The sequence below is a fragment of the Carboxylicivirga mesophila genome (assembly GCF_018271975.1).
GTDB lineage: Bacteria > Bacteroidota > Bacteroidia > Bacteroidales > Marinilabiliaceae > Carboxylicivirga > Carboxylicivirga mesophila.
The window spans coordinates 154458-168380 of record NZ_JAGUCN010000012.1 but is presented as its reverse complement, the minus strand read 5'-3'; the positions used below and the strand labels follow the sequence as shown (position 1 = coordinate 168380).

Here is a 13923-nt window from a genome sequence, read left to right as displayed (position 1 = left end):
TCCATCAAACAAGGACTGGATAGATTTAAATTAAAATACGAGGGTTATAGACTAGCCATGAGTATATTAAACAATAATAATGGTAAAGGGTAGTTTTATCAAAGGGGCTTCTTCTTTTCTCTTCAGGTAGCGCGCACATTGAATAACCTGGTTGTAACCAAGCAGCGTCCCTAAAATAAAATCTTCTTCGGCCGATAGTTCATTCAGGCGCTTATGACAAAAGCACTTGATTACCTCCACGCACTCATTAGCCCCAAAAAACACATTCACCTTATTTTTAGTCACTGGCTGAACGAGGTATTGAATATCATTGGCCTCTAATTTCTTGATGGCGAGAGGCACATCGCTGCTGGCCATGGTATGCAATATCAGGTTGCGCAGACCTTTTTTATATTCATAAATATGATGGCAAAATACTTTCATGCTATCTGATGGTTTAAAATCTAATAAAAATGAATAAGCCAAGCCATTAATAAACTTACCCGGATACGTTTATCTGGTATTTTACAAATGAACATTGGAATCAACTGGCTTAATGGCTTATTCATCTAATTGCCCAGTGGCAAAGCAAATTGGGTCAAAGGTCAACTCTATAGTATGCGCCACCAACATTTATCTTTAATCAAGATGATGTCTTAAATCATTTATCCAGGCCTCAACACGACTGCTGGTTTTATCATTTTCATTATCTTCATCAATGGCCAGTCCTACCAATTGCCCTTCCAATTCGGCTGTTGAAGCATCGTAGCTGTAATCATCAACCGACACCATGCCCACCACCTCACAGCCTTTATCAGCAATGGCCTGATAGATAGTTCCCATACCATCCACAAAAGTATCAGGATAAGCATCGGCATCGCCCAAACCAAACAGGGCTATCTGTTTACCACCCAGGTCAATTCCCTGCAGCTCGGTAATAAATCCCTCCCAATCGTCCTGCAAATCGCCCAAACCCCAGGTGCTGGTCCCTAAAAACAGAAAATCATAGTCTGCCAAATCAGAAGCGGATGCTTCATCTACATTTATCAGGTCAGCCTGCTTATCTAATTGCGAATTAATCATTTCGGCTACAGCCTGCGTATTGCCGGTACTGGAGCCGTAAACTATTGCTGTTTTCTTCATTTTGTTGATTGTTTTGATTGATACAAATGTATCCTGATGAAGCATGCCCATCAATCGCCATTAGTGGGGCTTTTCAACCAATAGTTTCAAGGCAACCTGCTCATCAAATCACCATATAAATCTCTTTTTCAATAATTTACACACAGCCAATCCCAACAAATAGTTAACAATTGATGATGAGTAGCTCCATTAATTACTCCCCACCTCGAGACCAATTTCCTCAACCGATAAGAAAACTGAAGGGGACTTTGATGCTCCACTACCTTTGAGTAATGACTTTAATTCGTGTAACTCATAACGGTTTAACATCATTGATGCATGCTTATGACCAATGGGTACAATTATCTTGCGCGTATAAACAATATCAGAGTTAACAGCTTCGTAGTAACACCCATCCATACGGGCAAAACATCGCTGAAAATAACGGTACTCCTCCTCATCGAAGGAGAAAAGGAAATTATGAAACTCTACATGAATTTTATTGCAATTGGGACAAATAAACACACGTCCGTTTGGCGTTTGACTGAGCACTTTATCCATATCTTTTTTTATTTCGAATATGGGATAAAGTACTTTATCAATCAATCGCCACAATTAGTGAAAATAAATGGGCTGATAGGTTTAAACAAATAACTAACTAAGCAAAACACTGAATAAGTAGCAGTTAGACTCTGATAGCAACTTTTTGTGACCGAATCAGCCGGTAGCATAGTACTATTATAAACGGCATCATCACACACAAACCTATTGATAGGCCAATGTGTGCCAGAGACACCAGGTAAACCAATCCTATGATTACACCAACCATTGCCATTCCTAACAACATCTTAAGGGTATATTCACCTTTATTCACCATTTCACGGGCCTGTGAAAATGGTAGCGGTTGTTTTTGCAACTTCACCAGTAAAATGGCTAAAGCAGCACTCAAACTTGCTCCTAAAATAATGTGTGGCAATACACTTACCCCCCAAATCCAGATAATGGGCACCAGGTAAAGTACATACAAAGGCAAAAAGAAGGTAAACAAAACTGCCTTTATCGCCCCGGATTGCATATGGTATTTTTTATTGGTAGAAGCCACTTCATAAATCCAGGCGGCCTTAGGCGTATCAGTATACGGTATGATGGATATCCCAATGGTTCCGAAAAAACCGGCCAGAAAAAACATCAGATACTTGGAGCTTTGCCCCAATTCTGCCATGTATGCACCAAAGTTATTTACCTGTGGCTTCAGAAAAACAATTACCATAATGATGCTGTAGGCAAACATAGGGTATAACTGCTGCTTCAACTTGCGATCGCTTTTAATATGGCTCATGGTAAATGCCCAGCCCATCTTCTCCACTGAAGAAACACACAACAGGTCAATGACTTTTTCGAGCCATGGCTGCTTTGCATTTACCTTGATAACTTCTTTCTTTTTGGTGACTGTGCCAGCTCCTGACTCAGCTATAATGGCATTGAAACCAGACGATAAGGTACGCACCAGTATTACACTTTCAAGGATAGTGACGCCAATGGTAATCAGAAATAACACTACATCATTTCCTTCACCCATACCGGATAAAAAGCGTACAAAACCAGCAAACCATACCGAAGGCACTAGCTGTGTCCACCAGGCATGTGTAAAAGTGAGCTGCTCCATATTGGCATCTTCAATAAAATTGGGCACCAACTGATAACTAGCCATGATGATTATCGCCAAACCTATTTGCAGATAGTTGAGCACATCCTTAAAACGGCTGGCACTAACCAATCGCGAAAGGCTCATATAAATTCCTACCACCAGCAACATGATGAACCAGGCGCATAAAAACACACCTAATAAAAAGGCTAAAGCGATAAAACCATAATTGATAGCCAGGTAAATACTAAATGGCAAACTCAAGGATAAGGTGATATTACCAATATAAATCAATACGTGTATCAGGCGTACAATTAATAATGTTCGCGACGAAACAGGCCTTGGCAATAGCACATGATTCTCACTCTCATCAAACAGCACCGATGTAAACTCGGTGAGCATAATAGTGCCTGCAAACACAATCAGGAAAGCATAGAATACCGATAACTGCAGCATTAAGTCAGGTATACGATACAAGCTAAGCAGCATGATAGCTCCCAAAAAAGCATAGATAAATAACTGCTTGATAAGCGTTTGTTTTTTGCCAGCCGACTGAAAACTATTGGGTGGACGACGAAAATCCATTTTTAGCTTAGCTGCCAGCAACACTTTAAAGTGACGTTCATTGACGCCTAACAGGCTTAAAAAAATATTAAGCGGTGCAGATAAAATTCGTTGGATAACAGTCATCGCCTAATTTTTAAAAACCTCATCCAAAATACCCGATTCACCTACTCGCTCCTCACCTCCTGTGAGCTTGGCAAACACCTGCTCAAGCGACGCCTTGCTATCTTGTTGCAGCTCTTCAAACGTACCATCGGCAATTACCTGCCCGTTATCAATCAGGATAATGCGGTCCGATATTTTCTCAACCACATCCATTAGGTGCGAGCTGTAAAAGATGGTTTTGCCTTGTTTGGCCAGACGGGTCAGCATATCCTTTACCAATATCACCGAATTGGCATCTAAACCAGATAAGGGCTCGTCCAGAAACAGAATATCCGGGTTATTAATCAGACCGGCAATAATCAATATCTTCTGCTTCATTCCTTTTGAGAAGGTATCCATGCGCTGATTGGCGTGTTGTGACATCTCAAAGTACTTAAGCAATGAGTCAGTTCTTTCTCCTATCAACGACGAAGACATATCAAACAGTGTTCCTACCAGATTAAGGTATTCAGCAGGCGTCAGTGCTTCGTAAAGCGCACCATTTTCGGGCACATAGCCTATTTTCCGTTTCACTTCAATGGCATTGTTACGCAACGGAATGCCCATCACTTCAATATCTCCTTCGAAACTGGTGAGAATACCACAAAGAATCTTGACCGTGGTACTTTTCCCAGCTCCATTGGGTCCAATATAACCAATTATCTGGCCGCTTTCTATACTCAGGTCAATACCCTTCAGTACTTCTTTTGCATCAGCACCTTTGCCAAAACTTTTACGAAGGCCTCTTATGTGTATGCTTGTCTGTTTCATTAAGTCAGGTTTAAATAAAAGTTGAGTATTTCAGAAGAAACAGCACTTTGCCTTTCTTCCGTTTAACAAAAATAATAATTCACTTGTATAAATATCCTTGCGACAGAGATTTAAAATACATATTTTAGAACGTCCGTTCCAAAGGATATCATACCCCATTTATTTCATTGACCTTAGAAACAATTCTAAATCTCAATTTTTTAACATGATTCTACAACGTACCAAATCAACTTACCTCATTCTGTTAGGCTTATTGCTGAACGCATTTTTAGCATCATATGCACAAACTGAAGGCACGCGACTATTGCGCCAACCCGACATTAACGATAGCCATGTGGTGTTTACCTATGGCGGTGACTTATGGCTGGCAGCCAAAACTGGAGGCGATGCCATTCGCTTAACCAGTACACCGGCGGTAGAAAAGGATCCCTACTTCTCGCCCGATGGACAAACCATTGCTTTTACATCGAATCGTTCTGGTACTGATGCGGTTTATACTATGCCGGTAGAAGGCGGAGCTGCAACCCGCCTGACGTGGTATCCGGCTGCATCGCAAGTGAGAGGCTGGACGCCCGACGGACAGTCTATCCTGTATGCTTCGGACAGGGAAACAGCACCTAGCTCATACCACCGCTTATGGACGGTGAGTAAAGATGGTGGCCCGTCGAAATTACTAAGCAAACAATGGGGCACAAAAGCTTCCTATTCAGCCGATGGCAAATACCTGGCGCTTGACAAGATGCGGCGCTGGGATGTGGAATGGCGCGCATACCGGGGTGGACAAAATACACCACTGATCATTCTTAACCTCGAAACCTGGGAAGAAGAGCTGCTACCTAATGAACGCACAACAGATATTCAACCCGTGTGGCTGGGAGAGCAAATTTACTTTCTCTCCGACCGTGATTGGGTTAGCAATATCTGGACTTACAACACCAACAGCAAAGAACTAAAACAAGTTACAAACTTCGATAAAACAGACATCAAATATTTAGCTGGTCGCAACAAGGAGCTGGTTTATGAGCAGGACGGTTACATTCACCTGTTCAATATCGATACACAAAGCAGCACACAGCTAAGCATCAATGTAGTGGGCGACTTCCCCTGGGCCGATACCAGATGGGAAGATGTGAGCAAAAAAATTGACTTTGCCCAACTTTCGCCCAGTGGCAAACGTGCTATTATGGGAGCACGCGGCGAAGTGTTTACGGTGCCGGTTGAGCATGGAAATGTGCGTAACATCACCAATAACTCAAAGGCTGCTGAACGTAAACCGCTTTGGTCGCCAAAAGGTGACAAAATTGCCTGGTTCTCTGATAAAAACGGAAAATATGAACTTATGCTGACCACACAGGATGGTTTGGGTGATGTTGAAAACATTGGCATTGGCGAATCCAAGATGATTTGGGAGCCTTGCTGGTCACCCGACGGTAAATACATTGCTTTTGTGGATGACGACGTACGTATTAGAGTACTCGACATCATCACCAAGAGTATTAAAACCATTGATGTGGCCGGTAACAACTTCGAACGTGGCGACATGGGTATTACATGGTCTAAGGATTCCAAATACCTGGCCTATGCCAAGGCTGGAGCCAACCATTTCCGTCGCATCTACATCTGGTCGTCGGCAGATAACAGCGTAAAGCCGGTTACCAACGCCATGGCCGATGCCTTTTCGCCTGCGTGGGATCGCAACGGCAAACAGCTGTACTTTTTGGCCAGTACCGACCTGGGCCTTGAGTCAAGCTATGTCAACACCAGTGTTATGTCGCCTGATAATGCCCGCTACACGGCCTATGTTATCAACCTTAACAAAGCTGATAAATCACCGTTTGAGCCACGTAGCGATGAAGAGGAAGTAAAGAAGGAAGAGGAACCCAAAGCCGATGCTGACAAGAAAGACAGCAAAAAGAAATCAAAAGACAAAGAAGCTGAAGAAGACAAAGGCATAACCATCGATTTTGAAGACATTGAGCAACGGATAATGGCCATGCCAATGCCTAAGCGTCAATACCAATATATGCTGGCAGGGCCCGAAGGAACAGTTTTTATCAGCGAATCAAAAGATAAAGGCAATACCATTCATAAATTCACTTTAAAAGAGCGTGAATCTAAAGAGTTTGTGACAGATGCGCGCTCAGTGTCCATCTCGGCCGATGGCAAGCAGATGCTGGCAAAGATGGGCACATCGTGGAAAGTGATGGGAACCGATAAGCCAAATGGTAAAGACGGTAAAACACTTAAGACAAACCTGAATACCAAGCTTGACCGACAGGCCGAATGGCAACAGATGTTTGAAGAAGCCTGGCGCTATCAACGCGATTTCTTCTACGACCCGAACATGCACGGACGCGACTGGGATGAAGTATATGAGCGCTATGCTCCGCTTGTGCCATATATCAAACATCGCAGCGACCTGAACTATGTGCTGGATATGATGAACGGTGAACTATCGGTAGGTCATAGCTTTGTTTTTGGTGGCGACATGCCCGAAGTGGAAAAAGCATCAGTGGGACTGTTAGGTGCCGACTTCAATGGCCATTCCTCACATTGGCAAATCAAACGTATTTATACCACCGAAGTGTGGAATCCTGACCTGTCGAGTCCGCTTCAACGCCCTGGTTTAAAAGTGAAAGAAGGTAATTATCTAGTGGGTGTGAATGGAGAAGAATTAACCACTGCTGATGATCCTTATATGGCACTAGACGGCACACGTGGTGTACAAACCGTTTTGCACATCAATTCTAAAGCAGCTTTTGAAGGCAGCTGGACCATTACGGTAAAGCCTATATCAAGTGAACGTGCTTTGCGTCAGCGCGCCTGGGTTGAGGACAATCGTCGATTGGTTGATAAGCTGTCGGATGGTAAGCTGGCCTATGTATGGGTGCCCAACACGTCCAATGCCGGATTCGTATCCTTTAACCGTTACTATTTTGCACAGCAGGATAAACAGGGTGCTGTAATTGATGAGCGATTCAATGGTGGTGGCTTGCTGGATGATTACATGGTTGACCTGATGAAGCGAGACCTGCGCGCAGCCCTGACTAATGAAGTTCCTAATGGTTCGCCAATTCTGTTACCGGCAGGTATTAAAGGTCCAAAGGTCCTTATCATTAACGAGATGGCAGGCTCAGGTGGCGATTTCTTCCCATGGGCCTTTAAGCAGCAGAAGATAGGTCCGGTAGTTGGTGCTCGCACTTGGGGCGGATTGGTTAAATCATCGGTACATTACCGTCTGGTAGATGGTGGCGCACTCACAGCTCCTGATAATGCCGTGTTTGATCCTATCAACAACGAATGGGTAGGCGAAAACGTTGGTATTACCCCAACCATTGATGTTAGGATGGATGCACAATCGATGGAGAAGGGCATTGATCCTCAGTTGGAACGAGCAGTTAAAGAGGTTTTATCGCGTATCCAAGAAAAGAAAACCATTACCCCGCCTCCGTTCTCAACCCCGGCAGTTAAGAAATAATCAACTAAGCATATGATACAAGAGCCGCTCATCACCGAGCGGCTTTTTGTTTGGACTAAAGGCAATACACTTTAAATCATGATAAAATTCATGCATGCTAATAATCATATTCTATACCCGATATTCCTTTTATTTTCGGCACCAAATTACGTACAGACAGTCTGATTTAAAGTAAATACAGTCATGAATAAAGCCGATACCAGATACACCGCTTACATTAATATATTGCACGAAGAGTTAATGCCGGCCATGGGCTGCACAGAGCCTATCGCTATTGCCTATGCCGGCGCGATGGCACGCAAAATACTGGGGCAAATGCCTGATCGTGTATTGGTAGAAGCCAGTGATAACATTATTAAAAATGTGAAGAGTGTGGTGGTGCCCAATACCGACAATCTGAAAGGCATTGAGGCGGCTGCAATAGCAGGTATAGTCGCCGGTGATGCCGATAAGGTGCTGCAGGTGATATCGAAGGTGAATGACGAACAGCGCAGCGAAATGGCCCACTTCCTGCAAAACAAAGAGGTAAAAGTGGTGGCTTCCAAAAGTGGTGTTATTTTCGATTTAGTGGTGAATGTGTATGCCGGTGAGTCACATGCTTCAGTGCAAATATCACATTATCATACCAACATTGTTCGAATTGTAAAAGATGGTGAAGCAACTATTTACAATCACCACTGCGATGACGTGAGCAACAAGCACAAAACCGACCGCAGCATAATGAGTGTGGAAGATATCGTTGAGTTTGCCGAATCGGTGAATGTTGACGAAGTAAGAGACGTATTGAAACTGCAAATAGCACATAACACAGCCATTGCCAAGGAGGGCATTAAAGGTAACTGGGGTGCCAATGTGGGCTCGGTACTACTGAATAGTTGGGGCGATGACATAAAAGTACGTGCCAAAGCCATGGCGGCGGCCGGCTCCGACGCACGTATGAGTGGCTGTGAGCTACCGGTGATGATTGTATCGGGCAGTGGTAATCAGGGACTGGCCACCTCGGTACCGGTGATTGAATACGCCAAAGAACTAAAAGCTGATGAGGACAGTTTGCTGCGCGCATTGATTGTAGCCAACCTGGTCACTATCCATCAGAAAACTAGCATTGGGCGACTATCTGCATTCTGTGGAGCGGTATCAGCTGGTGTTGGTGCCGGGGCTGGTATCACCTTCCTTTACGGCGGACGATACAAAGAAGTGGCACACACCATTGTAAATGCTCTGGCCATCGTATCGGGCATTGTGTGCGATGGCGCCAAACCGTCGTGTGCCGGTAAAATAGCATCGGCAGTTGAAGCTGGCATACTAGGCTATCACATGTATAAAAATGGACAGCAATTTTACGGTGGCGACGGCATTGTTGTTAAAGGTGTTGAAAATACCATCAAAAACATTGGTCGCCTGGGTAGCGTGGGCATGCGCGAAACTGATAGGGAGATCATTCGCATGATGCTGGGGGAATAGATTTTACCTTTTATCTAATGATAAAAAGCTACTAGCTGATGGCTACTAGCCTTTAGCTATTTCCATGGCGTTTAAATTGGATGTTGCGCTAAGCACAAAAAATACCTACTGACACATATTCGAATGCCCTGCTACAACTGTAAAAACATCGTAGCGGGGCTTTATTTTTTTTGAAATCCTTCCTGCGTCAAACAAACACACCGGGCCTTCAGCCCTGTATTTACCTCACGGCAAAGGAAACAGGCTAAAGCCTGTTCTGGTACACATCGCTCTTACAGAGCTTAACATTCCTTCGTAAAAATTGCCTGAAAGCCAGAAAGGTAACAAAGCAGGTCGGCAGGCACGGCAGGTTTATTAGTAGCTATTAGTATGCTCGTAGGCGACATCAAATACTCCATCAGTCATTATTATTGGCTCGCCATCAGATGAGGAATCGGCAAACTTAATTTGAAACGCGCCTCTAACTCGCTTATTCTCCTCATCAACATGATGTATAATAAGGTAAGTCTGCTCGCCTTTAATGCTCTCATAACGCCATGCCACACCATCACCACCAATAATGAATGCTAAACTGGCATCAAAGTCCATCAGTTTTTTGTCTGGCTCAATACTTGCCTTATTAATTTTAATAGTCATTGCTTCTTCCTGATAGTAATCCGGGTCTTCAACTGTTGCTGAAATCGATAGTTCGTCAAACTTCTCATTCAGATAACCCCAGCTGCGTGTAGCTAACCAGGTTTGGTTATCCTTTTCAGCCTTAAAAACAAAATCTGCTACTTCAGGCTCATTCGTATTATTCTCACATGAACAGATAACAAAGCTGACTATTACAACTGCAATAACATTCAAGTATCTCATATCGGGGCTATTTATTGGTTTCTTTCCTTAAGATGGCGATACCAACAAAATGGTTGCGTTATCAATTTGAAAAACACACCAATATGCAATAACTTCTATCGCTTTTTCCTTCTAAAACCAGGGTTTTGAGAGCCGCGCTTTTTATTCCGGTTGGCAAAATACTCTTGCTTCCTGCGCTGCTTTTCCTTCTCAAATTCCTTCTTTTCTTCAGCATTCATTGGTTTGTCGGTCTGCGGGAAAGGATGATCACGCACCACCTCAATCTTTTGCTTTATCAGGTTCTCAATGGCTCTTATATAGGCATTCTCTTCCGGCTCACATAATGAGATAGCGACCCCTTCTTCACCAGCCCGGCCACAGCGACCAATGCGGTGCACATAGGTTTCTGACTCGTTGGGAATATCATAGTTGATAACGTAGCGCAGCTTATCAATATCAATACCACGAGCTGCAATATCGGTCGCCACCAATACGCGTATCTCGCCTGCTTTAAATTGCTTCAGAGCTTTCTGCCGTTGGTTCTGACTCTTCTCGCCATGTATGGCAGCACTGGTAATCTTTTTCTGACGCAGGTTACGTACGATGCGATCGGCCCCGTGCTTGGTGCGCGAAAACAGCAGTACCTGTTCCATGTCCTCGTCCTTCAGAATGTGAAGCAGCAGGTTCTTCTTACTTTCCTTATTAGTGGTATATACATGCTGCTGAATGGTTTCGGCAGTTGACGAAACGGGATTCACCGTTACCTTTTGCGGCTTCACCAATATCTGCTGCGACAGCTTAAGTATCTTTGGAGGCATAGTGGCCGAGAAGAACAGCGATTGCCGCTCCTGGGGCAGCATCACCAGCAGCTTTTTAATATCATGAATAAAGCCCATATCCAGCATGCGGTCTGCCTCATCCAACACAAAATACTTAATATCGCGGAAAGAAATAACGCCTTGATCCTTTAGGTCGAGCAGACGCCCCGGTGTGGCTATCAGCACATCAACCCCTTGCCTGAGCGTTCGAACCTGCGGACCTTGTGGCACACCGCCAAAAATCACGGCGCTTCGCAGCTTCGTATACTTACCATAGGTTTTAAAGCTTTCGCCAATTTGAATAGCCAGCTCCCTGGTTGGTGTTACAATCAGGGCCAACATCTTTCTTCTTCCACGTTGACCATCGATATCCTGCATGGCATGTTGAATGATAGGAATGGCAAAGGCAGCTGTTTTACCAGTACCGGTTTGCGCACTGCCAAGTACATCTTCACGCTTAAGAATAAAGGGAATAGCTTCGGCCTGGATGGCGGTGGGGTGAGTATAGTTTTCATCCTTTAATGCCTTGAGAATGGCAGGATGTAAGTTTAAATCTTCAAATTTCACTTGCATATTTTGTGTTTAATAACGACTCGATACTAATAGTGGTGACTTACGAGCTCATTGCTATCAAACCGCTACGCCGTTGTGTAATATTTTGCAAAGATACGACTTTAACAGTTAACAGCCGATTTTAATTTTCGGGCTGGCATATTTATGGCTGCTGCTGGTTTTACTGGCACAAATCGGAGCTCAAACAAGCTCTGTTGCAAGCGTCACCGTCTCCTTTTCGCACACCCATATATTTCGGGCAAACTTTTTACCCTTTTTCTCTACCAGACAGGCATCAACCACCTTGATACCTGCCTGATTAATAATCGCTTTAATATCCAATGTTGATACAATAATTAAGCGTGTGGCCAACTCGGCCGCCGAACGGATGATGTGTAAAGAGTTATCATCATCGGAATGACTAAATAAGTTGTAAGGCAAGTCTATAATGGCAGCATCATACTGTGTGCTATGATCTTTCAGGTCGGTGCGGTACACATTAGCCATATAGTTATAATGGGCCAGGTTTTTGCGTGTTGATACACAAGCTTTCCAATGGATGTCGCAGCCTTCAATGTTAAACCCCGAGATACAGGCTTCGAGCATGACGGTGCCCACCCCACAACCTGCATCTAACAGCCGTTTGTTTTTGTCACCCTGGGAGGCAATGCTCACCAGTGTTTTAGCAATATCCATATTGATAGCGCTGCTAAACGAAACAGGTTTGTTCTTGTGCTTAAACCAGTCGGTATTGTGCTTCACCAGCTCGCCAAAGTACCAGGTGTCTTGGTAGTAGGCAATTGAATAGATGATGGTGGGTGTCACATAATCGGGATCGCCCTCAATGCAATAGCCCACATCCTTTAGCTTACTAAGGCGCTCGTTATAGCCGGTGGCATCACCTTCAAGCACCAGGTATTCGGCCTTAAAGCCATCAGTGCAAATATTTTTCTGACGGATGCAATCAATCAGCTGCTCATAATCGTCGGCCGTGGCCATAATATCCAGCCTGTTTTTAACAAAAGGGCTGATGGACGGGTCAATCCAGACATTTGTAAACAACAGTTTTTGCCGGGCTTCCTCACCAAAAAGTTGCCGGGCTTCCAACTGACATAACCCGCTATTATGCGTGTCGTACTTAAAGGTATAGATGTGATTGTATTGGCGCATAATAAGAGAAATGTATATGGAATTGTATTATTTGTGTTAATGCATTGGGCGCTTGTACCTGGCGCAAAGGTATTTTAGCTGGGTAACTTTACAAAATCAAACGATAACAGTTATCTGAAACATTACTAATTCAGATAGAACTCCCCCCTAACAATCAATTATTTCATCCAATAATCCCACTTAATAAAACAAACGCAAATAATTCATGTGAATCATCTGCGCTTGTAAATATTATCAATAGCTAAACACTATAAATCATCAACAATGCTCAAGAGCACAGGTACCAGCGAATCACCCAATTTAATAGAGCGTTCGGGCGACCACCCTAACTCTTCATCTGGTATATTGGCGTTTTGCTTAAATGGCATTTCCAGGGTTTGTGACAGACAGTGAAATTCTTCACCCAGGTTTTTAGAACCAATCTGCAGGTTGGCTTTACCCGGCTCATTCTTCGGGTAGCCATATTCCTTCTGCATATCGGGGTTAATGGCCATCCAGTTATCAATAAAGCTATCGGTCAGCTGCTTCAGCTTATCGTCGAATGACGGAATACCTTCGATACCAGAAATAAAGTTGTATGGCAGACCTTCATCGCCGTGCACATCCAACACAAAGTCCATACCTGTTTCGCGCATTTTCTCCTTTACATAGTATACCTCCGGACTGTTCTCGATACTTGGCTCGGCCCATTCTCGGTTCAGGTTAATTCCCCTGGCATTAACCCGCAGGTTGCCCAAAATACTTCCATCAATGTTCATGTTTGGCACCAGGTAGAAGTTAGCTTTTTGAAGCAGCGTAAGCGCAGTGGCATCCTCTTCGTCTAAAAGGCGCTCAATTAGTCCCAGCATAAACCACTCAGCCATAGATTCGCCGGGATGCTGGCGGGCTATCACCCACAGTTTCTTCTTCGAGGCATCGTCATCACCAATTTTCAGAAAATCGATGGGACGCCCCTGCGTGGTATGACCAATGCACTCCAGCGTGCATTTAGGCGATTGCTGTGCCTCATTAATGAGGTCGAGGTGCTGCTCATATGAGAAAGGTGCAAAATACGCGATATATACCGAGTCGTGCTCAGGTGTCAGCTCCATGCTTAGGGTTTGTCCATTGTACTGTGTGGGAATCTGAAACCAGGTGATACGGTCGTATGATGCACGAGCCTGATAATTGTCCCAGCCTTCGGGATAAGCCGCATCACCGGCATTGAGCAGGTTAAGCTTACAGGCTGTGTCCTTAGCTCCCTGCACTCTGAAATAGAACCATTGCAGGAAATCAGATTCGGTATCCTTTCTGATCTTTAATTGGATGTCATTAGGGTTGTCGGCTTTGATGACTTCTACATTACCAGCATCAAAGGTTGAGGAGATTGTTATTTGCAT

The 13923-nt window shown here is 44.1% G+C and carries 11 protein-coding genes; 2 read left to right on the top strand and 9 right to left on the bottom strand.

Annotation, left to right across the window (positions count from 1 at the left end; genetic code table 11):
• Positions 1 to 66: 66 nt before the first annotated feature.
• The 5 genes from KEM09_RS11915 to KEM09_RS11895 form a co-directional block, all read right to left on the bottom strand.
• Positions 67 to 423, bottom strand: a complete 357-nt coding sequence (locus KEM09_RS11915; protein ID WP_212228583.1) for a DUF2023 family protein — start codon at positions 421 to 423, stop codon at positions 67 to 69.
• A 195-nt stretch (positions 424 to 618) separates the two neighbouring features.
• Positions 619 to 1122, bottom strand: a complete 504-nt coding sequence (locus KEM09_RS11910; protein ID WP_212228580.1) for a flavodoxin — start codon at positions 1120 to 1122, stop codon at positions 619 to 621.
• Positions 1123 to 1311: 189 nt separating this feature from the next.
• Positions 1312 to 1707 carry a DUF6686 family protein gene (locus KEM09_RS11905; protein ID WP_212228578.1) on the bottom strand — a complete coding sequence of 132 codons (396 nt, stop codon included), beginning with the start codon at positions 1705 to 1707 and terminating at the stop codon, positions 1312 to 1314.
• Positions 1708 to 1786: 79 nt separating this feature from the next.
• Positions 1787 to 3436, bottom strand: a complete 1650-nt coding sequence (locus tag KEM09_RS11900) for a hypothetical protein (RefSeq protein ID WP_212228576.1) — start codon at positions 3434 to 3436, stop codon at positions 1787 to 1789.
• Between the two features lie 3 nt (positions 3437 to 3439).
• A complete protein-coding gene (locus KEM09_RS11895; RefSeq protein WP_212228574.1) occupies positions 3440 to 4225 on the bottom strand; it encodes an ABC transporter ATP-binding protein in 786 nt (261 codons plus the stop codon).
• Between the two features lie 205 nt (positions 4226 to 4430).
• Between KEM09_RS11895 and KEM09_RS11890 the strand changes: the two genes are divergently transcribed.
• Positions 4431 to 7703 carry a S41 family peptidase gene (locus tag KEM09_RS11890; RefSeq protein ID WP_212228572.1) on the top strand — a complete coding sequence of 1091 codons (3273 nt, stop codon included), beginning with the start codon at positions 4431 to 4433 and terminating at the stop codon, positions 7701 to 7703.
• Between the two features lie 183 nt (positions 7704 to 7886).
• Positions 7887 to 9167, top strand: a complete 1281-nt coding sequence (locus KEM09_RS11885) for an L-cysteine desulfidase family protein (RefSeq protein WP_212228570.1) — start codon at positions 7887 to 7889, stop codon at positions 9165 to 9167.
• Positions 9168 to 9521: 354 nt separating this feature from the next.
• Here the strand turns inward: KEM09_RS11885 and KEM09_RS11880 are convergent, their stop codons facing one another.
• From KEM09_RS11880 to KEM09_RS11865, 4 genes are all read right to left on the bottom strand, one after another.
• Positions 9522 to 10025: a hypothetical protein gene (locus KEM09_RS11880; RefSeq protein WP_212228568.1), complete on the bottom strand. Its 504-nt coding sequence runs from the start codon at positions 10023 to 10025 to the stop codon at positions 9522 to 9524.
• A gap of 95 nt (positions 10026 to 10120) precedes the next feature.
• Entirely contained in the window at positions 10121 to 11395 is a 1275-nt protein-coding gene (locus tag KEM09_RS11875; protein WP_212228567.1) for a DEAD/DEAH box helicase, read from the bottom strand.
• 180 nt (positions 11396 to 11575) lie between these two features.
• Entirely contained in the window at positions 11576 to 12544 is a 969-nt protein-coding gene (locus KEM09_RS11870; RefSeq protein WP_212228566.1) for a TRM11 family SAM-dependent methyltransferase, read from the bottom strand.
• A 248-nt stretch (positions 12545 to 12792) separates the two neighbouring features.
• Positions 12793 to 13923 carry a M14 family metallopeptidase gene (locus KEM09_RS11865; protein ID WP_212228565.1) on the bottom strand — a complete coding sequence of 377 codons (1131 nt, stop codon included), beginning with the start codon at positions 13921 to 13923 and terminating at the stop codon, positions 12793 to 12795.